Source organism: Nocardioides sp. NPDC051685, assembly GCF_044453405.1.
Taxonomy (GTDB): domain Bacteria; phylum Actinomycetota; class Actinomycetes; order Propionibacteriales; family Nocardioidaceae; genus Nocardioides.
Genome location: NZ_JBITCR010000002.1, coordinates 358,093 through 382,853 on the forward strand (window position 1 = coordinate 358,093; position 24,761 = coordinate 382,853).

The 24,761-nt window shown below is 70.4% G+C and carries 27 protein-coding genes; 14 read left to right on the forward strand and 13 right to left on the reverse strand.

Translation table 11 applies throughout. The features are described 5' to 3' along the window. Positions 1 to 16: 16 nt before the first annotated feature. Positions 17 to 919, forward strand: coding sequence for an aldose 1-epimerase family protein (locus tag ACIA03_RS06815; protein ID WP_396980545.1), 903 nt, complete (start codon positions 17 to 19; stop codon positions 917 to 919). 10 nt (positions 920 to 929) lie between these two features. Here ACIA03_RS06815 and ACIA03_RS06820 read toward each other — a convergent pair whose 3' ends face one another. From ACIA03_RS06820 to ACIA03_RS06835, 4 genes are all read right to left on the reverse strand, one after another. Beyond that, positions 930 to 2,144, reverse strand: coding sequence for an SGNH/GDSL hydrolase family protein (locus ACIA03_RS06820; protein WP_396980547.1), 1,215 nt, complete (start codon positions 2,142 to 2,144; stop codon positions 930 to 932). A 91-nt stretch (positions 2,145 to 2,235) separates the two neighbouring features. Continuing rightward, positions 2,236 to 2,718, reverse strand: coding sequence for a PH domain-containing protein (locus ACIA03_RS06825; protein WP_396980549.1), 483 nt, complete (start codon positions 2,716 to 2,718; stop codon positions 2,236 to 2,238). Next, the gene (hisG, locus tag ACIA03_RS06830; RefSeq protein WP_396981781.1) at positions 2,702 to 3,547 is read right to left on the reverse strand and encodes an ATP phosphoribosyltransferase; all 846 of its coding nucleotides are present in this window, start codon (positions 3,545 to 3,547) and stop codon (positions 2,702 to 2,704) included. Before hisG ends, ACIA03_RS06825 begins: the two co-directional genes overlap by 17 nt. Positions 3,548 to 3,580: 33 nt before the next feature. Further along, positions 3,581 to 3,844, reverse strand: coding sequence for a phosphoribosyl-ATP diphosphatase (locus ACIA03_RS06835; protein ID WP_008359350.1), 264 nt, complete (start codon positions 3,842 to 3,844; stop codon positions 3,581 to 3,583). Positions 3,845 to 3,951: 107 nt separating this feature from the next. On the opposite strand from ACIA03_RS06835, the gene ACIA03_RS06840 reads away from it, so the two are divergent. Both ACIA03_RS06840 and ACIA03_RS06845 read left to right on the forward strand, forming a co-directional pair. Then, positions 3,952 to 4,206, forward strand: a complete 255-nt coding sequence (locus tag ACIA03_RS06840) for a helix-turn-helix domain-containing protein (protein ID WP_396980552.1) — start codon at positions 3,952 to 3,954, stop codon at positions 4,204 to 4,206. Beyond that, the gene (locus ACIA03_RS06845) at positions 4,203 to 4,823 is read left to right on the forward strand and encodes a hypothetical protein (protein ID WP_396980554.1); all 621 of its coding nucleotides are present in this window, start codon (positions 4,203 to 4,205) and stop codon (positions 4,821 to 4,823) included. Before ACIA03_RS06840 ends, ACIA03_RS06845 begins: the two co-directional genes overlap by 4 nt. Positions 4,824 to 4,838: 15 nt before the next feature. Here ACIA03_RS06845 and ACIA03_RS06850 read toward each other — a convergent pair whose 3' ends face one another. The 5 genes from ACIA03_RS06850 to ACIA03_RS06870 form a co-directional block, all read right to left on the reverse strand. Beyond that, positions 4,839 to 5,387 carry a gamma carbonic anhydrase family protein gene (locus tag ACIA03_RS06850; protein WP_396980556.1) on the reverse strand — a complete coding sequence of 183 codons (549 nt, stop codon included), beginning with the start codon at positions 5,385 to 5,387 and terminating at the stop codon, positions 4,839 to 4,841. Positions 5,388 to 5,398: 11 nt separating this feature from the next. Further along, positions 5,399 to 6,448 (reverse strand): cation diffusion facilitator family transporter, encoded by a 1,050-nt coding sequence (locus tag ACIA03_RS06855; RefSeq protein ID WP_396980558.1) that lies wholly within the window; start codon positions 6,446 to 6,448, stop codon positions 5,399 to 5,401. Continuing rightward, positions 6,445 to 6,801 (reverse strand): ArsR/SmtB family transcription factor, encoded by a 357-nt coding sequence (locus ACIA03_RS06860; protein WP_396980560.1) that lies wholly within the window; start codon positions 6,799 to 6,801, stop codon positions 6,445 to 6,447. The genes ACIA03_RS06855 and ACIA03_RS06860 overlap by 4 nt, the downstream gene beginning before the upstream one ends. Positions 6,802 to 7,228: 427 nt before the next feature. Beyond that, entirely contained in the window at positions 7,229 to 7,690 is a 462-nt protein-coding gene (locus ACIA03_RS06865) for a PaaI family thioesterase (RefSeq protein WP_396980562.1), read from the reverse strand. A 109-nt stretch (positions 7,691 to 7,799) separates the two neighbouring features. Beyond that, entirely contained in the window at positions 7,800 to 8,639 is an 840-nt protein-coding gene (locus tag ACIA03_RS06870) for an alpha/beta fold hydrolase (protein ID WP_396980564.1), read from the reverse strand. A 150-nt stretch (positions 8,640 to 8,789) separates the two neighbouring features. Here ACIA03_RS06870 and ACIA03_RS06875 point away from each other — a divergent pair, with 150 nt between their 5' ends. Then, entirely contained in the window at positions 8,790 to 9,935 is a 1,146-nt protein-coding gene (locus ACIA03_RS06875) for an acyl-CoA dehydrogenase family protein (protein ID WP_396980566.1), read from the forward strand. 20 nt (positions 9,936 to 9,955) lie between these two features. Here ACIA03_RS06875 and ACIA03_RS06880 read toward each other — a convergent pair whose 3' ends face one another. Further along, on the reverse strand, positions 9,956 to 11,371 hold the full coding sequence (locus tag ACIA03_RS06880) for a discoidin domain-containing protein (protein ID WP_396980568.1): 1,416 nt from the start codon (positions 11,369 to 11,371) through the stop codon (positions 9,956 to 9,958). 137 nt (positions 11,372 to 11,508) lie between these two features. On the opposite strand from ACIA03_RS06880, the gene ACIA03_RS06885 reads away from it, so the two are divergent. After that, positions 11,509 to 12,516 (forward strand): AraC family transcriptional regulator ligand-binding domain-containing protein, encoded by a 1,008-nt coding sequence (locus ACIA03_RS06885; protein WP_396980570.1) that lies wholly within the window; start codon positions 11,509 to 11,511, stop codon positions 12,514 to 12,516. A gap of 38 nt (positions 12,517 to 12,554) precedes the next feature. Here ACIA03_RS06885 and ACIA03_RS06890 read toward each other — a convergent pair whose 3' ends face one another. After that, the gene (locus ACIA03_RS06890) at positions 12,555 to 13,574 is read right to left on the reverse strand and encodes an AraC family transcriptional regulator (RefSeq protein WP_396980572.1); all 1,020 of its coding nucleotides are present in this window, start codon (positions 13,572 to 13,574) and stop codon (positions 12,555 to 12,557) included. 117 nt (positions 13,575 to 13,691) lie between these two features. On the opposite strand from ACIA03_RS06890, the gene ACIA03_RS06895 reads away from it, so the two are divergent. The 7 genes from ACIA03_RS06895 (at position 13,692) to ACIA03_RS06925 (ending at position 21,514) form a co-directional block, all read left to right on the forward strand. Continuing rightward, positions 13,692 to 14,588 carry a MaoC/PaaZ C-terminal domain-containing protein gene (locus ACIA03_RS06895; protein ID WP_396980574.1) on the forward strand — a complete coding sequence of 299 codons (897 nt, stop codon included), beginning with the start codon at positions 13,692 to 13,694 and terminating at the stop codon, positions 14,586 to 14,588. Further along, complete coding sequence (locus ACIA03_RS06900) at positions 14,585 to 15,796, forward strand: lipid-transfer protein (RefSeq protein ID WP_396980576.1); 1,212 nt, start codon at positions 14,585 to 14,587, stop codon at positions 15,794 to 15,796. Before ACIA03_RS06895 ends, ACIA03_RS06900 begins: the two co-directional genes overlap by 4 nt. 27 nt (positions 15,797 to 15,823) lie before the next feature. Then, positions 15,824 to 16,258: an SRPBCC family protein gene (locus tag ACIA03_RS06905; RefSeq protein ID WP_396980578.1), complete on the forward strand. Its 435-nt coding sequence runs from the start codon at positions 15,824 to 15,826 to the stop codon at positions 16,256 to 16,258. Then, complete coding sequence (locus tag ACIA03_RS06910) at positions 16,259 to 17,137, forward strand: SDR family oxidoreductase (protein WP_396980580.1); 879 nt, start codon at positions 16,259 to 16,261, stop codon at positions 17,135 to 17,137. A 76-nt stretch (positions 17,138 to 17,213) separates the two neighbouring features. After that, the gene (locus tag ACIA03_RS06915; protein ID WP_396980582.1) at positions 17,214 to 19,037 is read left to right on the forward strand and encodes an AMP-dependent synthetase/ligase; all 1,824 of its coding nucleotides are present in this window, start codon (positions 17,214 to 17,216) and stop codon (positions 19,035 to 19,037) included. 58 nt (positions 19,038 to 19,095) lie between these two features. Then, on the forward strand, positions 19,096 to 19,971 hold the full coding sequence (locus tag ACIA03_RS06920) for an SDR family oxidoreductase (RefSeq protein ID WP_396980584.1): 876 nt from the start codon (positions 19,096 to 19,098) through the stop codon (positions 19,969 to 19,971). A 1-nt stretch (position 19,972) separates the two neighbouring features. Then, positions 19,973 to 21,514 (forward strand): aldehyde dehydrogenase family protein, encoded by a 1,542-nt coding sequence (locus ACIA03_RS06925; protein WP_396980586.1) that lies wholly within the window; start codon positions 19,973 to 19,975, stop codon positions 21,512 to 21,514. A gap of 36 nt (positions 21,515 to 21,550) precedes the next feature. Here the strand turns inward: ACIA03_RS06925 and ACIA03_RS06930 are convergent, their stop codons facing one another. Both ACIA03_RS06930 and ACIA03_RS06935 read right to left on the reverse strand, forming a co-directional pair. Then, positions 21,551 to 22,429, reverse strand: a complete 879-nt coding sequence (locus ACIA03_RS06930; RefSeq protein WP_396980588.1) for a hypothetical protein — start codon at positions 22,427 to 22,429, stop codon at positions 21,551 to 21,553. 84 nt (positions 22,430 to 22,513) lie between these two features. Next, entirely contained in the window at positions 22,514 to 22,780 is a 267-nt protein-coding gene (locus ACIA03_RS06935; protein ID WP_396980590.1) for a metal-sensitive transcriptional regulator, read from the reverse strand. Between the two features lie 188 nt (positions 22,781 to 22,968). Between ACIA03_RS06935 and ACIA03_RS06940 the strand changes: the two genes are divergently transcribed. Both ACIA03_RS06940 and ACIA03_RS06945 read left to right on the forward strand, forming a co-directional pair. Then, positions 22,969 to 23,271: a rhodanese-like domain-containing protein gene (locus tag ACIA03_RS06940; protein WP_396980592.1), complete on the forward strand. Its 303-nt coding sequence runs from the start codon at positions 22,969 to 22,971 to the stop codon at positions 23,269 to 23,271. Between the two features lie 7 nt (positions 23,272 to 23,278). Continuing rightward, positions 23,279 to 24,760 carry a rhodanese-like domain-containing protein gene (locus ACIA03_RS06945; RefSeq protein ID WP_396980594.1) on the forward strand — a complete coding sequence of 494 codons (1,482 nt, stop codon included), beginning with the start codon at positions 23,279 to 23,281 and terminating at the stop codon, positions 24,758 to 24,760. Position 24,761 lies beyond the last annotated feature (1 nt).

A 24,761-nucleotide genomic window follows, 5' to 3' on the forward strand; every position in this document is an offset into this window, starting at 1 on the left:
TGGATAGCCTGGGCGCGTGCTGAGACCGAGTGGAGAGCAGTTCACGATCGACGGCGGGGGCTACTCCGCGACGGTGACGGAGAGTGGCGGGGCGCTGCGGCTGCTGTCCTACGAGGGCCGCGACCTCATCGCCGGGTTCGGCGACGACGAGCAGTCCCAGGGCGGCAGGGGCCAGCTGCTGGCGCCGTGGCCCAACCGGATCCGCGACGGCCGCTACGAGTTCGGCGGGAAGAGCCACCAGCTCGGGCTCACCGAGGTCGCGCGCAACAACGCCTCCCACGGGCTGTTGCGGTGGGCGCAGTGGCTGCCCATCGACGAGGCCAAGGACTCGATCACCCTGGCCACCCGGCTGATGGCGCAGAGCGGCTATCCGTGGACGCTCGACCTCGAGGTGACGTACGCGATCGGGCCCGAGGGGCTCACCGTGACCCAGTCGGCGACCAACCACGCCGACTCCCCCGCGCCCTACGCGGCCGGCGCCCACCCCTATCTGACCGCCGGCGCGGGACCGGTCGACGGCTGGACCCTCACCCTCCCGGCGCGGACCCGCCTGCTCTCCGACCCGGAGCGCAAGCTGCCGACCGGGAGCGAGCCGACCGCCGGGACCGCCCACGACTTCACCTCGGCCAAGCCCATCGGCGACGTCGTCCTGGACCACGCCTTCACCGATCTCGACCGTGGCGAGGACGGCCGGGCGACGGTCACCCTCGCGGGGCCTGACGGCGGCGTCGCGCTCTGGGTAGACGAGCGCCACCCGTGGCTGATGGTCTACAGCGCCGACGACCAGTCGCCCGCGCGCGGCAGCCTCGCGGTCGAGCCGATGACCGCTCCCCCGGACGCCTTCAACTCCGGCACCGACCTGGTCTCGCTCGCTCCCGGCGAGCGCCTCGACGTCACCTGGGGCATCACCGCGCTCTGATCGGCTCCGCCTAGCGGTCGCACTCCAGCAGCGAGAGATCGAACGCCTCGGCCATCGCCGCATAGCCGGCGTCGCCGGGGTGGAGGTGGTCGCCGGAGTCGTACGCAGGCAGGAACCGCGCCGGCCGGTCGGGGTCACGCGTGGCGGCGTCGAAGTCGACGGTGCCGTCGAACTCGCCGGAGGTGCGGATCCACTCGTTGACCGCGGCCCGCACCTGGTCGCGCTCCGGGGTGTAGCGGCTGCCGCCCTCGTACGGCGTCAGCGTGGCGCCGACGACGCAGACGTCCTCGGCGTGCGCCTGCGCGATCAGCTCGCGGTAGGCGCCGATCAGGTCGGAGGCCTCGTCGGCGAGGTCCCAGCGGATGTCGTTGATGCCCTCCAGCAGCACGACCGTGGAGACGCCGGGCTGGTCGAGGACGTCGCGACGGAAGCGGTCCAGACCGCGCTGGCCGCCGGTCCCGTCGGCGAGGAGGCGGTTGGCGGAGATGCCCTCGTTCATCACGCCGAACCGGCCGGCGAACCGGCTGCTCGCGATCCGGTCGGCCAGTACGTCCGGCCAGCGCCGGTTGGCGCCGACGGTGGAGCCGCTCCCGTCGGTGATCGAGTCGCCGAAGAACACCGCGGTCCGGACCCGGCGCGGCTTCTCGATGACGACGCTCTCGACCCAGTACCAGCTGGAGATCTCCGTCGTGTACGCCGCGCCCGACTCCTCGCCGGCGACGTCCGCGCCGGGGGTCCCGGAGACGTAGGAGGTCTGCAGGGCCACGTCGTGCCCGGTGATCGGGCCGCTGTCGCCGACGACGTGGAAGCTGACCGCGAGGGTGGTGTCGGCCGGCACGGTCGCGTCGACGGGGTCGCTGAGCACCTCGGTGCCGGGAGCGACGGTGACCTCGTCGGCACCGGCGAAGGTCACCGGCCGGTTCGTGCCGCGCACGACCGCGGCTCCGTCCCCGGCCAGGCCGAGGTGGGCCGAGGTGAAGGTGGCCGGACGGTCACCGAAGACGTTGGAGAGGGTGATGCGTACGCCGGAACCACCCAGCGAGGTGTGCACCAGGTTGCGCACCGAACGGTCGGCCAGCCCGGCGGCGCCGGTGGCACCGCCCACCTCGTCGGCCGAGGCGCCCCAGGTGCCGACCGGGTGCACGGGCGCGGCCTGGGCCGGCACGGACGCCACCAGGGTGAGCACGGCCGCCAGGACGGCGAAGCCACGAGTCCAGGAGATCACGCGGCCACGCTAAGGCGCGGTGGCCGCCGCTATCAGCGGTTCGCGCGAGGATTCCCCGAACCGTAGTAAACGATTGGCCGGACGGTCGTTGCTAGGACAGTTCCTCGACCAGCGTACGCAGCGTGCGCACGGCCTTCCGCGACGAGAGCCCGTCGGCGGCCTGGATACCGAGGGCGGAGATGTTGTGGCCCGAAGCCAGGTCGATGGTGGGCCAGGGAGCGCCGCGCGGGAAGTTGATCGCGAGCACCTCGGCCCACTCCAGATCGCGGCGCTTGTAGCCGTTGACCACGGTCAGCCCGTCCACCCGGGCGACGACCCGCGACCGGGTCAGAGCGTGCACGCAGGCCACGATCCCGAGACCCAGGGCCCCGAAGGTGAGCCGTTCGAAGAGGGTGACCTGGGCCTTGATCTCGGGCGTGAACCCCACCCAGACCATCGTGCACATCACCGCGAGCGCGGCCACCAGGAACCAGCCCATCACGCTGGCCCCGATCGGGCGCCAGGTGTGCGGCAGCTTCACCGGCAGCCCAGGTCGATCAGGCTCGGTTCCGGAGGGCTCAGATCCGGCAGGCATTGATCTCCGTCAGCAGGATGGCGCGGGCGCCCACGGCGTAGAGGTCGTCCATCAGCTTCTGCGAACCCTTGCGCGGCACCATCGCGCGGACCGCGACCCAGCCCTCGCGGTGCAGCGGGCTGACCGTCGGCCCCTCGAGCCCGGGCGTCATCGCGGAGGCCTGGGCGAGGTCTTCGGCGCGGATGTCGTAGTCCATCATCACGTAGCTGCGCGCGATCAGGACGCCGTCGAGACGGCGGCGGAAGGTCTCGTACGCGGCCGGCAGCTGCGCGCCGGAGCGGGTGATCACCACGGCCTCGGAGTGCATGATCGGCTCGCCGAAGATCTCCAGGCCGGCCTGCCGCATCGTGGAGCCGGTCTCGACCACGTCGGCGATCGCGTCGGCGACACCGAGCTGGATCGAGGTCTCCACGGCGCCGTCGAGGCGGGTCACGCTCGCGTCGATCCCCTCGCGCTCCAGGAAGGCGGCGACGACACCGACGTAGGAGGTCGCGATCCGCTTGCCGCGCAGCTCCTCGACCGCGGAGAAGGCGCCGGCGCGGCCGGCGAAGTGGAACCGCGAACGGCCGAAGCCGAGCCCGATGACCTCGTCGGCCTTGGCGCCGGAGTCGAGGAGCAGGTCGCGGCCGGTGATGCCGATGTCGAGGGTGCCTTCGCCGACGTAGAGCGCGATGTCGCGCGGGCGCAGGTAGAAGAACTCGACGCCGTTCTCCTCGTCGATGAGGGTCAGGCGCTTGGAGTCGTCGCGCTGGCGGTAGCCCGCCTCGCGCAGCAGCTCGGAGGCCGCGACGGACAGCGACCCCTTGTTGGGAACGGCGATCCGGAGCATGCTCTCCGCGGATGTGTCAGTCATGGGTGATCCCTAAAGGTGTGAGTAGACGTCGTCGATCGAGATGCCGCTGGCGAGCATGAGCACCTGGGCGTGGTAGAGCAGCTGGGAGATCTCCTCCGCGGTCGCTTCCTTGCCCTCGTACTCGGCCGCCATCCAGGACTCGGCGGCCTCCTCGACCAGCTTCTTCCCGATCGCATGGACCCCGGCGTCGAGCTGTGCCACGGTGCCGGATCCTTCAGGTCGGGTCCGGGCCTTCTCACTCAGCTCGGCCCAGAGCTCGTCGAACGTCTTCACGAGCGTCAAGCCTAGGCCGTACGCGACCCCGCACCCGAATCGTCTCACCGTCTTGATAGCAGTCCTGCTATCGACAGCCATAGCAGGACTGCGATACCGTCGATTTCGTGAGCACTGACGACGAGGACGCCGCGTTCTACGCCGGGATCGCCGCGCAGGTCACCGAGCACCGAGTCGCGCGGGGCCTGTCCCAGCGCGAGCTCGCCGAGCTCTGCGGCACGACCCAGTCGGCGATCGCACGGCTGGAGTCCGGGTCCCGCCCACCCAAGATCGACACCCTCCTCCGGGTGGCAGCCGCCCTCGACTGCCGCCTCGAGGTCGGCTTCCACGCCCGCACCCGAGCCCACAGGAGCACACCATGAAGACTCCGATAGCCGCCGACGAGGTCGAGTCGACCCGGAGCGAGCGGTTCCTGGCGGTCGCGCTGACCGCCTTCCTGCTCGTCGGCACCGTCTGGTTCTACGTCAAGGTGGCCGGCTGGTGGCCGCTCTACCTGGACTGGGACCAGTGCAACAACGGCGAGACTCCGTGCAAGATCCCCGGCCACGAGGCGATGCAGATCGGCGTACGTCTCGGCTTCATCATCCTGCTCTGCCTGGTCGGGTTCTGGGTCCTCTACCGGCTGCGCCGCAGCGGCTCGCGCTTCCTCCCGCTCGGCTTCGCGCTCGCCGCGACCGGGGTGATCATGGCGCTCGTCTTCGCCTTCCACTACACCTTCGAGTACGCCGACTTCGGCCCGCTCATCCTGTCGCTGTTCGGCGCAGCGGCGACCGTCGGCGTCTTCGTCGCCGTCCAGCGGCTCCTGGCCAAGCGGATCCCGGCCATGCGCGTACGCAAGGGCGACTGCCCCTACTGCGGCTACCCGACCCGCGGCAAGCACTGCGAGGGCTGCGGCCGCGAGACCATCGCCCCGTGCACCACCTGCGATGCCGACCGCCGGGTCGGCTCCCTGCACTGCGTGGCCTGCGGAGCGGAGTAACCCTCAACCTCAGGGTCAGGGTTTGACCGGGCGCACGGTCGCGCGGTGGAGCTTCATACTGTGCTCTTTCATGAAGGCGACGTAGCCCGGCGCGTTGAGCTCCAGGATCGCCGCTGCGTTGGTGCCGGGCTCGACCGTGCCGCGGATCTTGGCGGGCACACCCATCACCAGGCTGCGGTCGGGCACCTCGGTCCCCTCGACCACCATCGCGCCGGCCGCGATCAGGCAGCCGTCACCGATGACGACGGCGTCGGAGACCACCGCTCCGTTGCCGATCAGCGACCCGGTCCCGATCCGGTCCCCGTGCACCACGCAGCCGTGGGCGATGGTGCTGTGCGGACCCATCTCGAGGGAGGAACCGGGGCGTACGTGCAGCACCGAGTTGTCCTGCACGTTGGAGCCTTCGCCGATGACGATCGGCCCGACATCGGCGCGGAGCACGGCGCCGTACCAGATGCTGGCGTTCGGGCCGAGGCGTACGTCGCCGATCAGCGTCGCGGTCGGCGCCACCCAGGCGTCAGGATGGATCTGCGGACTCTTGCCGTCGAATTCGAAGATGTTCATCGGAGCAGAGCCTAGGGGTGCGCTCCGGCGGGGCTGATGTGGAGGACCACACTGGTCAGGCGCGGCAGCGCCTGCAGGAGGTGCTCCTCGGCGTGATGGGCGATGTCATGGCCGGCGGAGACGGGGAGGTCGGCGGACACGGTGATGTCGCCGTCGGCGTGGAGCGTGTGCCCGATCCACCGCAACCGCAGGCTGCGGACCCCGAGCACGCCGTCCACCGCGCCGACCGCCTCCCTCGCCCGGCGTACGTCCTCCGGGGTGACCGCGTCCATCAGCCGGGCGCCGACCTGCTTGAGCGCCGAGCGCAGCACACCGAGGATGGCGACCGCGATCAGCAGCCCGATCAGCGGGTCGGCCCACGGCATCCCGAGCGCGACCCCGCCGGCACCGAGGACCACGGCCAGCGACGTGAAGCCGTCCGTACGCGCGTGCAGCCCGTCGGCGACCAGGGCCGCCGAGCCGATCTGGCGACCGACCCGGATCCGGTAGCGCGCAACGATCTCGTTGCCGCAGAACCCCACCACCCCGGCCACCGCCACTGCCCAGACGTGCTCGACGGGGCGGGGATGGACCAGCCGATCGATGGCCTCCCAGCCGGCCAGGATGCTGGAGAGGGCGATCATGGCGACGACGAAGAGGCCGGCGAGGTCCTCGGCACGGCCGTACCCGTAGGTGAACCGGTCGTTGGCCGGCCGCCGGGAGAGCCAGAACGCCACGAGCAGCGGCACCGCGGTCAACGCGTCCGCCACGTTGTGGAGGGTGTCCCCCAGCAGCGCCACCGACCCGGTCAGGGTCACCACGACCGTCTGGAGGGTGGCCGTCAGCGCAAGGACACCGAGGCTGATCCACAGCGCCCGCCGGCCGCGTACGTCCGCCTCCAGCGCCTCATCGACCTGGTCCGCGGCATCGTGGGAGTGCGCACCGAAGACGTCGGAGACCGCATGCCGGACCCGGGCCCACCAGCCATTGTGCGCATGGCTGTGGTCGTGACCGTGGCTGTGGCCGTGTCCATGGCTGTCGTGGGCATGGTCGTGTGGGTGATCGTGCAGCGTATGGGTCATGCCGACTCCTCCCCGGAACGGTGATGAGCCGGGACCTGGTCGAGGAGATGCTCGACGTGACCGATCGTGTCGAGGACCAGCTGGCGCACGTGCCCGTTCTCCACGCGATAGAGCACCGAGGTCCCCTCCTTCCGCGTGGTCACCAGCCGCGCCATCCGCATCTTCGCCAGATGCTGCGAGACCCCCGGCACCGGCTTGTCCAACATCGCAGCAAGCTCCGAGACGGACCGCTCCTCATCCAGCAGCAGCCCCGCCATCTGCAGACGCGTGGGATCGGCCAGCATCCGCAGCACCTCGACGGCAAGAGTCACGACGTCGTCTCCCCACACCGGAGGTTGCTTATTTGCATGCATGCGCAAACTGTACTGCTACAACTGCCCCAAGGCACGCCGCCCGTAACGCCGAGTCGGCGCATCTGCCTCGACCCACACCGCCGAGCCGGCGTCGCAGTACCTACGACGAAACTCCAAGTCACGGGTACAGAGACCAGGAGTTACGACGGCACCGCCCGCAGGACCGAACCGCGCGCATCGGCGTCAGGCTCACGCCTCAACGGCGATTCCGCAGATATTCCGCAGGAGAACCCCTTGACGCCCGTCGGACGCCACCATCCACCGACGCACAGATTGGCTCTGACCAGCAGTTTCATGATGAGTCAGCAACGACCGTTTATCGCTCAGGCGTTCGAGCTCTACTACGACATCTGAGTCGTGAGCTGATCGAGTCGCTCCGACTCGGTCGAGAACGGTGGTCCCGGGGACGTCCGTTGGACCACCGTCATTACAGGCGCGGGCCCGATCCCGTCGCTCGTAGCTGGTAGGTGCCGGTCGTGGTCGCGACGACCTCGCCGGCGGTGTCCGCGATCACGGCTTCCAGGACGAACTCGGCCTTCCCGGTCGCCTCGGCGAGGTCGCGGATCCGTTCGATGGCATCCTCGGTCAACGAGGCCTCGGCGCGTACGGCAGTGGTCGCCGGCCGCCGGAAGTCGATCGTCAGCGCCTTGACGGTCGGGTAGAAGCGCGCGAGGTCGAAGCTGGGGACGCAGATCACGCCGCCGAGCACCTCCGCGACGCCGAACAGGGTGCCGGCGTACATGGTCCCGAGGTGGTTGGCGTTTCCGTCCATGCCGACCTCGGCGACCACATGACCCGGTTCGGCCCGGGTGATCGTGATCCCCATCTCGCCCATGCGCGGCACCAAGGCGCCGAGGGTGTCGGTCAGCTCTTCGACGGTGATGTCCATCAGCACTCCCTGCTCGAGTTGACGCCGGCCGGCGTCGACTCGAGTCTGTCGGCGGGGCCGCCGGGAGCACCATGACCGTGGCAGCCAGGATCGTTGACGGTGACGCGCGTCAGGCCGGGCGCGGCTGTGCAGCCGGGAGTCGCGACCCGAACTCCAGCACGAGGTCCGCCAACGCTTCGGGGTGCTCGAGCTGCGGGCAGTGTCCCCACCCCGCGACCCGGATCGACTCGGTGCCGGGGACCGGCCGGTCCGGACGCACCAGCCGGTCGCGGGTCCCCCACACCATCCGCACCGGGTACGCCGGGACGGGCAGCTCCCCGACGCCGTCGATCTCGCGAAGGACCCGTGCCACCAGTCCGGCCGCGTCCCGGAGGTCACCGCGCCGGGAGAACTGCCCGATCCACGCGCGTGCCACGGCGGGGTCGAGCCGGCGGCCGGGGCCGGCTCCGTGCGCATAGCCGCGCACGAGCAGGAACCGCAGGACCGGCATGGGAAGGAGCGGAACAGGCGTCCCCGCGGGCGTCCTGGTGAGGATCCGGCGGCCGAGGCGGACCCGCCGGGTGAATCCGAAGCCCGCCGGCGCGATCGCCACGATGCCGGCCAGCGGGAGCCTGCTCCGCTGGGCGGCGGCCCAGACGGCCGCGCCGCCCAGGGAGTTGCCCACGACCAGCGGCGGACCCTGCTCGGCTGCGACGCGGCGTACGGCCTCTTCGACGAAATCGGCGAGCTGGGGCAGCACCGGTCCGGGCCGCATCCGGTCCGCCCGCCCGAAGCCCGGCAGGTCCAGGGCCAGCGCCGCGTGCCCCCGCGCCTCCAGCTCCTGGAGCAGTGCCCGCCATCCCGCCGCGTGGTCGGAGAATCCGTGCAGCAGCAGGATCGGCGTACCCGTGCCGTGGACCGAGAGCACTCGGGTGCGTACCCCGGCGATCTCGCGGAAGCCAACGTCCATGCCGTGAGTGTCGCCGATTCCGGCTCCGTTGGGGAGCCGCCACGAGCGGGTGGTCGCGAAGGTCAAAGACCTTGTTCGCCTCAGTCATGGGTGCGAGGCGAGACCCCTTCTAGCGTTCCAGATGTCGAACCGAACTGACTGGAGACGCTGATGCCGAAGCACCGATCCGCCTGGATGGACATGGATCTCGATTCCCTCGCGGACACCGCGCGGACGTTCTTCGAAAAGGAGTGTGCGCCGCACGAGGCGCGATGGTCCGAGCAGCAGTACGTCGACCGCGAGGCCTGGACCAAGGCCGGTGAGCAGGGCCTGCTCTGCCTGAGCATCCCCGAGGAGTACGACGGCGGCGGTGGCACCTTCGCCCACGAGGCGGTGCTGGCTCGTCAGCAGGTGCACGCCCTCTCCCCCAGCCTCGGGATCGGGCTGCAGAACGCGATCATCGCCCACTACTTCAACGCCTACGGCACCGAGGAGCAGAAGCGCTCCTGGCTGCCGAGGCTGGCCACCGGCGAGGTGGTCAGCGCGATCGCCATGACCGAGCCCGGCACCGGGTCGGACCTGCAGGCCATCAAGACCAAGGCGGTCAAGGACGGCGACGAGTACGTCATCAACGGCGCGAAGACCTTCATCTCCAACGGGCACCACGCGGACGTGGTGCTCGTCGTCTGCCAGACCGACCCCGACGCCGGGGCGATGGGCTTCTCGCTGATCATCGTCGAGACCGACCGGCCGGGATTCGCCCGCGGCCGCAACCTGAGGAAGATCGGCCAGCACGGGCAGGACACCTGCGAGCTGTCCTTCGACGACGTCCGAGTGCCGCGGTCCAACCTGCTCGGCGAGACCGAGGGCATGGGCTTCATCTCCCTGATGCAACAGCTGCCGCAGGAGCGCCTGATCCTCGCGGTGGCCGCGGTCGCGACGATGGAGAAGGCGGTCGAGCTGACCATCGAGTACACCAAGGAGCGCACCGCGTTCGGCAAGCCGGTGTTCCAATTCCAGAACAGCAGGTTCGTCCTGGCCGAGTGCGCGACGCTGGTCCGGGTCGCCCAGAGCTTCCTGGACGACTGCATCCAGCAGCACCTGTTGGGCGAGCTCGACATCGAGACCGCGGCGATGGCCAAGTGGTGGCTCACCGAGCAGCAGTGCATCGTCGTCGACCGGTGCCTGCAGCTGTTCGGCGGCTACGGCTACATGGAGGAGTACCCCATCGCCCGCCTCTACGCCGACGCGCGGATCCAGAAGATCTACGGCGGCACGAGCGAGATCATGAAGGAGATCATCTCCCGCTCCCTGTGAGCGCCCCGGATGCCGCTTGCTCAGCTGCCGACGATCTGCAGCTCCCAGATGGAGTAGTTGCCGTAGCAGCACGGAGCGCTGTCCATGCGGACCCGGACGTGGCGCGCCTGCACGCCGTCGAGGGCGAGGACCGAGTTGTCGCCTCCGCTGTCGGTCACCTGGAGCTTGGTCGCCCAGGTCGACCCGTCCCACACCTGGATGCGGTAGTCCTCCGCGTACGCCGCCTCCCAGGCGATCTGGATGCCGTTGATCGTCCTGGTGGTGCCCAGATCGACCTGGATCCAGGTCGGGGCGTCCCAGGCGCTGCTGGACCAGCGCGTGCTGAGGTTGCCGTCGACGGCCTTGGAACCGTCGTGCGTCGTCCAGGACTCCACGGAGCTCACCGTGGTGGGCCTGCCGAGCGTGAGGTTGGTGTCGCCGGGCTTGCCGAGGGCGTACTCGCGGATCGGCGGCTCGGCCGTGAGCCAGAGCTCCTCGTTCTCGAACAGCGCGTCGATCAGGTCGGCCAGGAGGCCGACGAGCAGCTTCCCCTTGTCGGCGTCGGCGCCCTCGAACGCGGTGCGGTCGCAGACGGCGGTGTCGACCCGCGACACCTCGGCCGTGCCGGCGTGGGTGAGCGCGTCCATGGCCAGGGCGTGCGCGGCGGCGTCCGACAGCATGTCGAGGTGGCCGACGTAGCGACCCGGGCACACCTGCTGGAGGGTCATGTTGCTCGCGCCGGGCAGCCAGGTCGCATCCGGTGACGGAAAGACGAGGTCGGTCCTGCTGGTCCCGATGGAGGTGTAGGACACGCCGGCCGGGATCGGGAAGCGCCGCAACGTACGCGACCAGTCCGAGGCCGGCATGACCTGCCACGCCAGGGCGGGGCAGTCGATGGGGCCGCAGACCCGGTCCACCAGCTCGGTCCCGCCGTACGGCGAGTCGAGGGAGACCACGTCGTCGATCCGGGACGCCAGGTCCGGCCAGAAGCGGATCGCCCATGCCGGCAGGAGGCCGCCCTGGCTGTGCCCCAGGACGGAGATCTCCTTGCCGCTGGTGTCGCTCATCGAGCGCACCGCGTGGACGACGTACTCGACGGTGGCCTGCATGTCCTGGACGCCGCCGCCGGGCAGCGCCACCGTGCAGACCGGGTAGCCCTGCTCCCGCAGCACCTTCTGGTAGCCCCAGCTGTAGGCCACCCACGCGGTCATGACCGTGCCCGGCACGAGCAGGATCGGGGTCTTCCTCGACGTGGCCAGGTCCGAGGAGCAGGACAGCGCCGCGGACAGGGTGGCCGTGGACGTCTTCAGGGCCGGGCCGGAGGGGGCGTCGAACACGACCGGACCGGTCGCCACTGCCTTCGTGGCGCTTGCGCCGGCGCTCGTGGTCGGGGTCAGCCCGACCGCGGCGAGGACGGCGAGACTCAGCAGAACGGTACGTAGGAGGGGTCGTCGCATGGGGTAGCTCCTCGGGATCGGCGGGACCTCTCGCGGACCCGCTCAGGAGTGAGTGTGCTGTTCGTCACATCCGCGCAGCCATGGCGATCCAGGACGTTCTCTTGTCGATATCGGCCACGCGGCCTACCGTCTCGGAGGTGAGCCATTGGGAGGTCGCCCGCGCCGCCATCGGGGTCCGTCACCTGCTCGCCGCCGCCCGCGAGCACGGGATCGAGACATCGGACGCGCTGGCCGGGACCGGTCTCGACGCCGGCCGGCCCCTCGACGAGGTGACCGGCTGGCAGGAGCTCGCCGTCGCCCGAAACCTGGCCCGGGCGCTGCCCGACACCACCGGGCTCGGGGTCGCGCTCGGGCGGCGCCTGCACCTGGTCAGCTACGGCGCCGCCGGACTGGCGGCGCTGGCCTGCTCGACGCCCCGCAACGCGCTCCAGCTGGCGCGCTACTTCCCCGACCGGCTGGCCGTGCTGTCACGCACGGAGCTCGAGGAGGTCGGCCAGCGCTCCGCGCTGCGCTTCGACGCCGGCAGGATCCCGGCCGACGTACGCCGCATGCTGCTGGAGCGGGACGTCATCGCCGTCACCACCGCGCTGCGCGAGATCGTCGGAGGGCCCCTCACCGGCCTGACCATCGACCTCGAGTTCGGTCGCGACGCGGCCCACGACGATCTCGTCGACGCGCTGCAGACCACCCCGACCTACGACGCCTCCGCCACGCGCCTGCTCATGGACGACGCGTTCCTCGACACCCCCACGCCGCAGGCCGACCCGGACGCCCTGGTCGAGGCGATGATCGACGTCGCACAGCACCTGGACCGGCGTCCGCCCCGCAGCAACGTCGCCGGCGCGGTGGTCGCCCACCTCGAGCGGTCACCGGGACCACCCCGCCTCGAGCAGGTCGCGGCCGCGCTGCACACCGCGCCCCGCACCCTGCGGCGGCAGCTGGCCGCCGAGGGCACGTCGTTTCGCGCGCTGGCCGACGAGGTGCGCCGGGCTCGCGCCGACGCCCTGCTCGCGGAGGGCCGGCTGAGCGTGGAGCAGATCGGGGTCGAGCTCGGGTACGCAGATGCCGCGGCCTTCAGCCACGCCTTCCGGCGGTGGACCGGACTCTCGCCCTCGCAGTTCCGCAGGAGCGCCTCGGCGCGCTGACCTTCGGGCCGACGGGCCGACGGCCGCACGGGCCCGGGTCAGTCGTTCGATGCGTCCTGTGCCGACTTCGGGCGATAGGCGCCCGGCGCGCTGCCGGTCCACCGGCGGAACGCGCGATGGAACGCGCTGGGCTCGGAGAAGCCGAGCCGCTCCGAGAGGGCCGCGATGGTCTCCTCGCCGGCCACCAGGCTGGCGATCGCCGCGTCGCGGAGCAGCTCCTCCTTGATGGCGGACATCGAGGTGCCGTCCTCCCGCAGGATCCGCCTGAGGTGCTGAGTGCTCATCGCCAGCTGCGAGGCGACCTCGTCGGGCGTGGGCCACGGACCCCGAAGACCGCGCTCGAGGATCCGGCGCACCTGGTCGGCCGGTGTCGCTCCGTAGTCGCGGTACATCAGCAGGTCCGCCGGGGCGTTGCGGAGCCACTCCTCCAGCTCTTCCTCGGTGCGCATCACCGGGAGCGTGAGCAGCTCGTTGTTGAAGCGCAGGCTCGCGGTGGCCTGGCCGAAGGCGATGCGCCGGCCGAAGACCTGGTCGTAGTCCTCGGCCCGCTCGGGACGTGCGTACGGCAGCGCGACCTGCTCGACGGGGAGGCGGGACCCGGCCAGCCAGCTGAAGAAGCGCAGCCCGACCGAGAGCGCGATGTCGGTGACGAAGTAGTCGGGGTCGTCGAGGCTCTCGGTGTCCAGGGTCAGCTGCGTGGTCCGCTCCCCCACCTCGACGTCGAAGGTCGGCAACCCGGGCAGGACCCGGCTGAAGTCCCGGACCCGCTCCATGACGCCGCGCAGGTCCGGGGCGCTCATCAGACCGAGGCAGACCATCCGGAACGTGCCGAACGGTGAGGGCCGGGCACCCAGCCCGACCCACTCGTCCCCGGTGAGCCGCCACAGCTCCTGGACGACCTCGGTGGCCTGCTCGAGCGTGATGCGCGCACGGTCGTCGAAGAGCAGCTCCGGGTCGATGCCGAGGTGATCGAGCCACTCCTGGGCGTCGACGTCACGACGCCGAGCGGTCCTCGCAGCGGCCCGCAGGAACCTCACCGGGATCGTGCGCTGGGTCATCGGACTCCTTCGATCGTCGCGGTCAATCTTCTCGCGAACTCCGGTCATTAGAACTCACGGCCATCCTCCCTAGCGTCTTTTCCAGGCAAGAGACGTACTGACACCAAAGGAGCCGTGATGGCTGAGGCAGGCGAAGACTTCGACTTCGACGTGATCGGGCAGTGGAGTGAGCCGGTGTCGTTCAGCGTCACCCAGGACGCCACCATCGCGTACGCCAACGCGACCAACGACGACGCGAGACCCCATGCCGCGGGCGACTACGCCCCGCCGGTCTACGCGGTCGTGCCGGTCTTCTCGATCATGGCCGAGCGCACCATGAGCGCCGTCCCCGACGAGCTGATCATGCGCATCCTCCACGGCGAGCAGGACATGCGCTTCCACCGCCCGATCGTGGCCGGGGACGAGCTGACCTGCCGGGCCCAGGTGGTCGGCGTCCACGGCCGTTCCTCCGGCGCCGTGGTCACCACGCTGCTCGAGACGAGGGACGCCGCCGGCGAGCTCGTCAACGAGCAGTACTTCACCGGGTTCTTCCGGGGCGGCGTGCTCGAGGACGGTCGGGGCGAGGAGCCTCCCGCACACGGCATCGACCCGACGCAGACCGAGCGTCCGGCGGACGCCGTTGTCGTCCAGAAGTTCGACGAGGACCAGACCTTCCGATACTCCGAGGCCTCCGGCGACCTGATGCCGATCCACCTCGACGACGACTTCGCGAAGGCGATGGGCCTGCCGGGGATCATCATCCACGGCCTCTGCACGATGGCGTTCACCTCGCGCGCCGTCATCGAGACGGCCTGCCCCGAGGACCCCAGCCGGCTGACGCGCCTGGCGGTCCGGTTCAGCTCGCCGGCCCAGCCGAGGCACACCATCACCACCGAGCTGTGGAAGGTCACCCCCGAGTCGCCCGACGCGGGCGGGACGTACGTCTTCGAGACGACCACCGACGAGGGCGACTTCGTCATCAGGGACGGGCTCGCCGAGATCGCACCCGCAACGAGCAACAGGAGCAACGCATGAGTGGCAAGGTGTTCGTCATCGGCGTCGGCATGACGAAGTTCGAGAAGCCGGGCAGCCGGGAGAGCTTCGACTACCCCGACATGGCCCTCGAGGCCGGCACGAAGGCGCTCGAGGACGCGGGAGTCGGCTACGACAGGATCCAGCAGGCGTACGTCGGCTACTGCTACGGCGACTCGTGCGCCGGTCACCGTGCCGTCTACGGCCTCGGCCTGACCGGGGTTCCGGTCTTCAACGTCAACAGCAACTGCTCGACGGGGTCGAGCGCGCTCTTCCTGGCCGCCCAGGCGATCCGCGGCGGGCTCGCGGAGTGCACCCTGGCGCTGGGTTTCGAGAAGATGCAGACCGGTTCGCTCGCCTCGACCTACGAGGACCGCGAGCAGCCGATGATGCGGCACATGCTGGCGATGGCCGAGCTGCGCGAGATCGCCTTCCCGCCGGCGCCGTGGATGTTCGGGGCCGCCGGGCTCGAGCACAACGAGCGCTACGGCTCCACCTCGGAGCACTTCGCCAAGATCGCGGAGAAGAACCACCGCCACTCTGTGAACAACCCCTACGCGCAGTTCCAGGACGAGTACTCGCTCCAGGACATCAAGGACGCGAAGATGGTCTACGCCGAGGCGGACCTCACCCGGCTCCAGTGCTCGCCGACCTCCGACGGCTCCGGCGCGGCGATCCTGGCCAGCGAGCGGTTCGTCGAGGCCCACGGGCTCGGCGACCAGGCCGTCGAGATCGTGGGCCAGTCGCTGGTCACCGACCTGCCCTCCACGTTCGAGGACAAGAGCCTGATCAGCCTCGTCGGCGCCCGGATGAGCAAGGAGGCCGCCGGCCGGGTGTACGAGCAGGCCGGGCTGACGCCCGACGACGTCGACGTCATCGAGCTGCACGACTGCTTCGCCCCCAACGAGCTGCTGACCTACGAGGCGCTCGGCCTGGCCGCCGAGGGCGAGGCCCACAAGCTCGTCGACGACAACGACACGACGTACGGCGGCCGGTGGGTGGTCAACCCCTCCGGCGGCCTCATCTCCAAGGGACACCCCCTCGGAGCCACCGGTTTGGCGCAGTGCGCCGAGCTGACCTGGCAGCTGCGCGGCACGGCCGACAAGCGCCAGGTCCAGAGCGCCGCCCTGAAGTCCGGGGTCGCGCTGCAGCACAACATCGGCCTCGGCGGATCGGTCGTCGTCACGGCGTACCGGCCGGCGAACCGCTGACCGACCCAACCCAGAAGGAGCAGCACCATGGCACACGTAGACGTCTCCCAGGAGATCGGCGCGAACCAGGAGGACACCTGGAAGGTGTTCTCCGACCTGAACAGCTTCGAGAAGTGGCTGACCATCCACGACAAGTGGTACGGCGAGCCCCCGACGGAGCTGACGGTCGGCAGCACGTTCACCGAGCAGGCCACCATCATGGGCATGTCCAACAAGATCGACTGGGTCGTCGAGGAGTTCAACGCCCCGTCGAACATGAAGATCTCGGGCAAGGGCCTCGCCGGCGCCCAGATCACCTTCGACCTCTCCGTCGAGCCGGTCAGCGACACCACCTCGACCGCGTCGATCGTGGCCGACTTCACCGGTCAGATGGTCGTCGGCGCGATCGGTGCCGCCATCGAGCGCGCCTCCGACAAGGAGTGCAAGGCGTCGCTGGCGAAGCTGAACGAGCTGGTGAGCTGAGTGGGATCCCTCGATGGCCGCGTCGCGGTCGTGACGGGAGCGGGACGCGGCATCGGCCGTGAGCACGCGCTCCTGCTCGCTCAGGAGGGTGCCGCCGTGGTCGTCAACGACCTGGGTGGCGCCAACGACGGAGCCGGCTCGGACGCCGGCCCCGCCCAGGAGGTCGCCGACGAGATCAAGGCGGCGGGTGGCAGAGCGGTGGCCAACACCGATGACATCGCCACCTGGGTCGGCGCCCAGGCGCTGGTCGACCAGGCTGTCGAGAAGCTGGGCGGTCTCGACATCGTCGTGAACAACGCCGGCATCCTGCGCGACGCGTTCGTGGCCGGCATCACCGAGGCGCAGTACGACTCGGTCATCGACGTCCACCTCAAGGGCCACTTCGCGGTGCTGCACCACGCCGCGGCGTACTGGAAGGAGAGGTCGAAGGCAGGCGAGCAGGTCGCCGCCTCGGTGATCAACACCGCGTCGGCGTCGGGGACCTTCGCCGTCAACTCGGGCCAGGCGAACTACGGCGCCGCGAAGGCCGGCATCGCGGCGATGACCCTCGTGGCGGCACAGGAGCTGGAGCGGTACGGCGTCCGCGTCAACGCGATCGCGCCCGTCGCCCGGACCCGCCTCACGCTGGCCACGCCCGGCATGGGCGCGCTGTTCGCGCAGGAGGTGCCCGAGGGCGAGTTCGACGCCTTCAGCCCGACCAACATCGCCCCGGTCGTCGCCTATCTGGCGCAGGAGAAGTGCCCGCTGAGCGGCCAGGTCCTGGCCGTGCAGGGCGGCGCGATCCAGCGGCTCGTGGGCTGGACGATCGAGGAGACCATCGAGACCGACGGGCCGTGGCTCGTCGAGGACCTCGAGCAGCGGCTGGCCGACTGGGCCTGACCCCCTACCCCGGGGGCCGCGCGGCGGCTCCCGGGGACCTCACCACGTACCGGACCTCACCAGGGGGGCGACACCCATGACCGACCTCGCACGCACCATCACCGACATCGCGGCCGACGTGGCGCACCACGGCGACCGGGTCGCGATCCGGTCCAAGCAGCACGGCAGCTGGGTCGAGCGCACCTACCGCCAGCTCGACGCCGAGATCGCCCGCCTCGCCGGCGGACTCATCACCAGGGGCGTCGAGCCCGGAGACCGGGTCTGCATCCTCTCCGAGACCCGCCCCGAGTGGACGCTGGTCGACTTCGCGCTCCTCCGCATCGGTGCCGTCGTGGTGCCGATCTACCCGACGAGCAGCCCCGAGGACTGCGCCTGGGTGATCGGTGACTCCGGCGCCCGGATGATCGTGTGCGAGAACGCCGCTCAGGTCGCCAAGGTCGCGGCGGTCCGCGACGGGCTCCCCGAGCTGCGTTCCATCGTGGTGATCGACGCGCCCGAACAGGACGACGACGTGGTGAGGCTCGCCGACCTCCTGGCCGAGGGCGAGGACCACAGCGTGGAGCTCGAGCGGCGTCGCGTGTCCGTACGCCCCGAGGACACCTGGTCGATCGTCTACACCTCCGGCACGACCGGCCCGCCGAAGGGCTGCGTGATCAGCCACGGCAACATGATCGCCCTGTGCCGCTCGACGCGCGCCCTCGGGTTGATCCGTGAGGACGACCTCGCCTATCTGTTCCTGCCGCTGGCGCACATGTTCGCGCGCATCATCCAGATGCTGTCCGCCGATGTCGGCTCCACCGTGACGTACTACGGCGGCGAACTCTCCCGGGTGGTCGAGGAGCTCGCCGAGGTCCGGCCGACCATCCTGCCATCGGTGCCGAGGATCTTCGAGAAGATCTACGTCAAGCTCACCACCGGTGCGAGCGACGCCGGGGGCGCCCGGGCCAGGATCTTCGACTGGGCCATGGGCGTCGCCCGACGCACGGCCAGGCTCAGCGAGCAGGGGCGGAGGCCGTACGGGCTGCTGGCCGTCCAGGCAGCGATCGCCGACCGCCTGGTCTTCAGGAGGGTACGCAGGGTCCTCGGCGGCCGGGTCCGCTACTGCCTCACCGGGGCGGCCCCCATCTCGCCGGAGATCCTCGAGTTCTTCTACGGCGTCGGGATCCCGGTGGTCGAGGGCTACGGCATGACCGAGTCGGGCGCGGCGATCTCGACGACTCCCCTCGGCCGGCCCCGCTTCGGGACCGTCGGCAAGCCGCTGCCCGGGGTCGAGGTCCGCATCGCCGAGGACGGCGAGGTCTGCGCCCGGGGCGACAACGTCTTCCTCGGCTACCACGGCAACCCCGAGGCGACCGCCCAGACCGTGGTCGACGGCTGGCTCCACACCGGTGACCTCGGCGAGCTCGACGCCGACGGCTACCTGTCGATCACCGGCCGCAAGAAGGACATCATCATCACTGCCGGCGGCAAGAACCTGAGCCCGGCGAACATCGAGAACGACCTGAAGCGCTCCCGCTGGATCTCCCAGGCGGTGATGCACGGCGACCGGCGACCCTATCCGGTAGCGCTGATCACGTTGGATCCCGACGAGATCACCGCGTACGCCGCAGAGCACGGCCTGCCGACGACGCTGGCCGAGCTGGCCACCCACCCGCAGGTCCTCGAGCTCGTCCAGAAGGACCTGGACGAGGCCAACGCCAAGCAGGCGCGGGTCGGACAGATCAAGCGGTTCGCGATCCTCAGCGAGGAGCTCTCCGTCGAGAACGGCGAGCTGACGCCCACGCTGAAGGTCAAGCGGAAGGTCGTCAACGAGCGGCACGCGGCGGTCCTGGAGTCGCTCTACTCCTCGTCCCCCGGATCGTCCCCCGGATCCTCCCCCGAATCATCGTCCGCGTCCTGAGGCCCGGACGGGCCCGACCACCCACTGCTCGACACATCGATCGAAGGTAGGCACAGCGATGGCACGCACACGAGGGACAGCGAACGAGGTCAGCGGCAAGGTCGTGGCGATCAGCGGTGCCGCCCGCGGGATCGGCAGAGCCACGGCCGAGGCCTTCCTCGCCGCAGGAGCGAAGGTGGCCATCGGTGACCTCGACGCCGACCTGGCGGCCAAGACCGCGGCCGAGCTCGAGGGCCCCGCGCACGTGGGCACCCGGGTGGTCGGACTGCCGCTGGACGTCACCGAGCCGGCGTCGTTCGCGGCCTTCCTGGCGGCAGCCGAGGCCGAGCTCGGGCCGCTCGACGTCCTGGTGAACAACGCCGGCATCATGCCCACCGGCCTGTTCGCCGAGGAAGACCCGGCGATGACCGCCCGCATCCTCGGCATCAACCTCGGCGGCGTCATCAACGGGAGCCGGCTCGCCGCCGAGTGCTTCACGTCCCGGGGGACGGGACATCTGGTGAACATCGCCTCGCTGGCCGGCGTCAGTGGGTTCCCGGGTCTGGCGACCTACTGCGCCAGCAAGCATGCCGTCGTCGGGTTCACCGAGTCGTTGCACCGTGAGCTCCGGGTGCACGGGGTCGGTGTCACCGCCGTCCTCCCCGGAGTCGTACGCACCGAGCTCTCGGCCGGCGCGAACACCCCGGCCTGGACGGAGGCCATCACGACCGTCGACCCCGAGGACGTCGCCCGGGCGATCGTGCGGGTCGTCGGCTCGGAGAGGCCGCTGGTCACCGTGCCCCGGAGCCTGGGCGCGACCCTCAAGACGATGAGCCTGCTGCCGTACCGGCTCCGCGGCCTTGCCGAGAAGGCGACCGGGGCGTCGACCGCCTACACGCAGGCGGACCCGGTCGCCCGAGAGGCGTACCACCAGCGTCTGCGCAGGCAGGCCTGAGGTGGCCGGCCCGACCACCTCGACGTTCGAGGTCCGCTCCCCCGTCGACGATCGGCTGCTCGCCGAGGTCGCCGACTTCTCTCCGGCCGACGTGGTGGAGGCCGTCATCACGCTCCGAGACGCCCAGCCGGCCTGGGAGGCGCTGGGCCCGAAGGGGCGCGCCCGGTGGATGCGCAGGCTGCGCGACTGGCTCCTCGACGAGGCCGACCACCTGGCCGACGTGCTCCAGGCGGAGTCGGGCAAGCCGCGGGCCGAGGCGCAGCTCGAGGCTCCGTGGATGGCCGAGCTGATCAACTACTTCGCCGACCATGCGGGCGAGTTCCTGGCGGACGAGCGCGTCGGCCACTCCGGCCTGCTGTCCGCGACCAAGCGGATGGTCAAGGTCTACCGTCCCTATCCCGTGGTCGGCGTGATCTCGCCGTGGAACTACCCGCTCGCGATGCCCGGCATGGACGTCATCCCGGCGCTGCTCGCCGGCTCCGCGGTGCTCCTGAAGCCATCGGAGGTGACCCCGCTCTCGGCGCTGGAGCTGGCCCGCGGCTGGCGCGAGATCGGCGCACCTCCGGTGCTGACGGTGGCGACGGGCTCGGCACCGGCCGGCCAGGCGCTGGTCGACGTGGTCGACTTCGTCCAGTTCACCGGCTCGACTAGCACCGGACGGCTGGTTGCCCACCGTGCCGTGGACCGGCTGGTCCCCTACAGCCTCGAGCTCGGCGGCAAGGATCCCGCCATCGTGCTCGCCGACGCCGATCTCGACCGCGCCGTCGCCGGTGTCACCTGGGGAGCCTTGTTCAACTCCGGGCAGGCCTGCGTCTCCATCGAGCGGGTCTACGTCGAGGACTCGATCCACGACAGCTTCGTCGCCAGGCTCACCACGCTGGTCGACGGGCTGCGCCACGGCGAGGAGACGACGCCGTACGCCGTCGACGTGGCGGCCATGGCCACCCCACAACAGCGCGACCTCGTCCATCGGCACGTCACCGAGGCCGTCGCCGACGGCGCCCGTGCCCTGACCGGCGGCAGCCCCACCGGCATCGGCACCGGCTACCGGCCGACGGTGCTGGTCGACGTCGACCACTCCATGGCCTGCATCCGCGAGGAGACCTTCGGTCCCACCATCCCGGTGATCAGGGTCGCCGATGCCGACGAGGCGGTGCGGCTGGCCAACGACTCCACGTACGGACTCTCGGCCACCATCTGGACCCGAGACCTCCCCCGCGCCCAGAGCATCGCGCGCAGGCTCGACGTCGGCGCGGTCAACATCAACGACGCGTACGCGAACCTCTTCGCCCTGACCCTGCCGCACGGCGGGTGGAAGACGTCGGGTTCGGGCGCCCGGTTCGGCGGCGCGCACGGGCTGCGAAAGTACACGCGTCAGCAGGCGATCACCGCACCCCGGTTCCCCACGCTCGAGCGCGAGCCGGCCTGGTTCCCCTACTCCCGGGGCCGCGCGCTGCTCACCCGACGTCTCTTCCACGCCGTTGCGGCACGCGACCTGCGACGGCGGATCCCTCGCTTCGGACGGACCGATCCTCCCCGGTAGCGGTGACCCGTCACCATGCGCCCTCGGCCACCGCGGCTACGACCCGACGCGGACGCCCGTGATGGCGAACCGCTCGACGCCGGCGACATGGCCACCGGTCGACACCGCGATGGTCAGTACGCTGCCCGCCGGCGCACCGAACGGCATCGTCGTCGACCACGGGCTGTTCTGCCCGCCGGCGGGGATGCCCGGGGAACGGCCGACCTCGCCGGTGCCCAGGCGCAGGACCCGGATCACCAGGCTCTCGTCCACCCCGGTGATCCTGCCGCCGACGGCCATCGGTGACGTGACCGTCGCGCCATAGCGCGGGGTGGTCAGCGACAGGGTGCTGTCCTTCGTGCCGACGACCTCCCACGGGGCGTACGAACCGCTTCCGATCTTCGCCAGGTGGACGACCGCCGCAGTGCTGGGCTTGCCGTCGGGCAGCCGGAAGCCGACGTCGACCCATGCTTGGTCGTCGGAGATCACCTTCCGAAGCACCCGGTCGACATCCTGGTAGCCGAGGTAGCTCTGGGTGAATCGCCGCGCGACCAGCCCCGCATCGAGATGCCACGGCTGGTGCCCGCCGTCGCGATATGCCCGCTGCCACACCGCCGCGTCCTCGACGCCGGCGAACGGCCACAGCGGCTGATAGCCGAACGCCGAAGGTGGCGTCGTCGTCGGTTCCGTGGCCGTCGCACTCGGGGTGGCCGGTTCCGTCGGGGTCGTGCTCGTGGACGGCGCCGGCGTCGCGGTGCTGCTCGCAGACGGTGTCGGCACGGCACGACGATCATCGTCATCCGAGCGCACGACGAGGACGATGAGCACGGCGACCGCAACCGCGAGCACCGCTGCGACAGAGGCCAGCGTCCATACCCACCGACGGATGGTGCGCGTGGACTGATCCGGCTTGCCGTCAGGCGTTGGTTCGGTCATCTCGATTCACCCCGCGGCCAACGTAGTGCGAGCGGCCGCCCCGGTCTCAGTGCCGTTGGTCCTGCGCACCGCCGACCAACTGCCTCATGCCAGGGCGAGAAAGAGCTTCTCCATCTTCTTGACGTCCGCGTCATCAAGGCCATCGTCGGTCTCGCTGAGGCACTGCTGAAGACCGGTGGCGACGATCGCGTAGCCAGCGCGGGAGAGTGCCTTGTTCACGGCGGCCAGCTGGGTGAGGACGGACTCGCAGTCCGAGCCCTCTTCCATCATGCGGATCACGCTGGCGAGGTGGCCGTTGGCGCGCTTCATGCGAGTGATGATCGCCTTGATCTCGGCGGGTTCGAGGTCCATCAGTTGTTCTCCAGTGTGCGGCCACAGCCGCGGTCAGCCGCTGCCGTACGTCGGTCGCGACGGGTTCGAAGGGGTATCGGCGCCCTGCGCCCACAACCATACAACCCCCTAGGGGGATGTGTTACCGTCGAATCATAACCCCCCGGGGGGTTACGTGCAGCTCGACAAGCACCAAAGGAGTCCCTCTCATGCGTGAGACCACCATCGACCAGCTCGCTGCGGTACTCGATCAGGGCGCGGCTGTCGTCGACGTTCGCGAGCCTGCGGAGTTCCGCGAGGGCCATGTGCCCGGTGCGATCAACATCCCGATGGGTCAGCTGTTCGCCCGACTGGGCGAGATCGATCGGAATCGTTCGGTGCACATGGTGTGCGCCTCGGGCAATCGCAGCAGTGCGATGACCGACGCCCTGGCAGCCAGCGGCTTCGACGCCGTCAACGTCGTAGGCGGAACCAACGCCTGGATCCGCTCCGGGCGACCGATCGAGAAGTGAGGCGAGCATGACAAACCACACCGCCACCCGCTCCACCGCGCCGACCACGCCACCCGAGGAGGCGCAGCAGCAGCCAGTCGATGGGCTGATCGTCCGCACCCTCGAGACCCCATCGCTCGGGGACCGCACCTACGTGGTCCACGACGGCAAAGTCGCCTTCGTGGTCGACCCTCAGCGCGACATCGACCGGGTGCTGGAGGTGCTCGAGGCCGACGGCGTCCGACTGACCCATGTCTTCGAGACGCACATCCACAACGACTACGTCACCGGCGGCCTGGCCCTCGCGCAGGCGACGGGCGCGGCCTACCTGGTCAACGGCGCAGACGACGTGTCCTTCGACCGCACCCCGATCGCCGACGACGAGGTCGTCGAGATCGGCGACCGGATGCGCGTCCGCGCGATCGCCACACCCGGACACACCTTCACCCACCTGTCCTACGAGCTCTCGGTCGACGGGCCCGACGGCGAGGAGACTTATGCCGCGTTCACCGGCGGCTCGCTGCTCTACGGCGCCACCGGCCGACCCGACCTGCTGGGTGAGGCACACACCGATGCCCTTGTGCGTCACCAGCACGCCTCGGCGCACAAGCTCGCCGAGCAGCTGCCCGACACGGCAGAGGTCTTCCCGACTCATGGGTTCGGATCGTTCTGCTCGGCCACGCAGTCCGACGCCGTCGCCTCGACGATCGGCGACGAGAAGCGCTCGAACCCGGTGCTGACCCAGGACGAGGAGACCTACGTCCGCGAGCTGCTGAGCGGCCTCGGCGCCTGGCCGGCGTACTACGCGCACATGGGGCCCGCCAACGCCGCCGGTCCGTCCGCACCCGACCTCTCCCCCGTGCAGGAGGCCGATGCGACCGAGCTGCGGCGCCGGATCGAGGCAGGCGAGTGGGTGGTGGACCTGCGCAACCGCAAGGCCTTCGCCGCCGGGCACTCCCCCGGCACCTTCAACTTCGGGCTCGACGGTGCCTTCTCGACGTACCTGGGCTGGCTGATCGAGTGGGGCACCCCCGTGACCCTGCTCGGCGAGACCGCCGAGGACGTCGCCACCGCCCAGCGCGAGCTGGTCCGGATCGGCATCGACCGGCCCGGTGCCCAGGCCACCGGCGGACCGCAGGACTGGACCGACGGCGAGCTCGGCAGCTTCCCGACCACCACCTTCGCCGATCTGGCGCAGGTGCGTCACCACCGCGACGTCGTCGTGCTCGACGTACGCCGTTCCGACGAGTACGAGGACGCAGCGATCGCCGGAGCGGTCAACATCCCGATCCACGAGCTGCCCCGCCGCGTCGGCGAGGTACCGGCCGGTGAGGTGTGGGTGCACTGCGCCGGCGGCTACCGTGCCTCCGTCGCCGCCTCGTTCATCAGCGCGGCAGGGCGCACCCCGGTCGCGATCGACGACTCCTTCGAGAACGCCGAGAAGGTCGGGCTGCACGTGGTGAGCCCACACGACGACACCTCCGACGGCACCGACGGGTCCCATACCTGAG

Excerpts from the sequence above, each read along its gene's own strand:
- ACIA03_RS06825 (WP_396980549.1), bottom strand. The coding sequence starts at position 2,718 with ATGCCTGCCGGATCTGAGCCCTCCGGAACCGAGCCTGATCGACCTGGG.
- hisG (WP_396981781.1), bottom strand. The coding sequence starts at position 3,547 with ATGCTCCGGATCGCCGTTCCCAACAAGGGGTCGCTGTCCGTCGCGGCC.
- ACIA03_RS06845 (WP_396980554.1), top strand. The coding sequence starts at position 4,203 with ATGAAGACTCCGATAGCCGCCGACGAGGTCGAGTCGACCCGGAGCGAG.
- ACIA03_RS06850 (WP_396980556.1), bottom strand. The coding sequence starts at position 5,387 with ATGAACATCTTCGAATTCGACGGCAAGAGTCCGCAGATCCATCCTGAC.
- ACIA03_RS06855 (WP_396980558.1), bottom strand. The coding sequence starts at position 6,448 with ATGACCCATACGCTGCACGATCACCCACACGACCATGCCCACGACAGC.
- ACIA03_RS06860 (WP_396980560.1), bottom strand. The coding sequence starts at position 6,801 with ATGCATGCAAATAAGCAACCTCCGGTGTGGGGAGACGACGTCGTGACT.
- ACIA03_RS06865 (WP_396980562.1), bottom strand. The coding sequence starts at position 7,690 with ATGGACATCACCGTCGAAGAGCTGACCGACACCCTCGGCGCCTTGGTG.
- ACIA03_RS06870 (WP_396980564.1), bottom strand. The coding sequence starts at position 8,639 with ATGGACGTTGGCTTCCGCGAGATCGCCGGGGTACGCACCCGAGTGCTC.
- ACIA03_RS06875 (WP_396980566.1), top strand. The coding sequence starts at position 8,790 with ATGCCGAAGCACCGATCCGCCTGGATGGACATGGATCTCGATTCCCTC.
- ACIA03_RS06880 (WP_396980568.1), bottom strand. The coding sequence starts at position 11,371 with ATGCGACGACCCCTCCTACGTACCGTTCTGCTGAGTCTCGCCGTCCTC.
- ACIA03_RS06890 (WP_396980572.1), bottom strand. The coding sequence starts at position 13,574 with ATGACCCAGCGCACGATCCCGGTGAGGTTCCTGCGGGCCGCTGCGAGG.
- ACIA03_RS06895 (WP_396980574.1), top strand. The coding sequence starts at position 13,692 with ATGGCTGAGGCAGGCGAAGACTTCGACTTCGACGTGATCGGGCAGTGG.
- ACIA03_RS06900 (WP_396980576.1), top strand. The coding sequence starts at position 14,585 with ATGAGTGGCAAGGTGTTCGTCATCGGCGTCGGCATGACGAAGTTCGAG.
- ACIA03_RS06905 (WP_396980578.1), top strand. The coding sequence starts at position 15,824 with ATGGCACACGTAGACGTCTCCCAGGAGATCGGCGCGAACCAGGAGGAC.
- ACIA03_RS06915 (WP_396980582.1), top strand. The coding sequence starts at position 17,214 with ATGACCGACCTCGCACGCACCATCACCGACATCGCGGCCGACGTGGCG.
- ACIA03_RS06920 (WP_396980584.1), top strand. The coding sequence starts at position 19,096 with ATGGCACGCACACGAGGGACAGCGAACGAGGTCAGCGGCAAGGTCGTG.
- ACIA03_RS06930 (WP_396980588.1), bottom strand. The coding sequence starts at position 22,429 with ATGACCGAACCAACGCCTGACGGCAAGCCGGATCAGTCCACGCGCACC.
- ACIA03_RS06935 (WP_396980590.1), bottom strand. The coding sequence starts at position 22,780 with ATGGACCTCGAACCCGCCGAGATCAAGGCGATCATCACTCGCATGAAG.
- ACIA03_RS06940 (WP_396980592.1), top strand. The coding sequence starts at position 22,969 with ATGCGTGAGACCACCATCGACCAGCTCGCTGCGGTACTCGATCAGGGC.
- ACIA03_RS06945 (WP_396980594.1), top strand. The coding sequence starts at position 23,279 with ATGACAAACCACACCGCCACCCGCTCCACCGCGCCGACCACGCCACCC.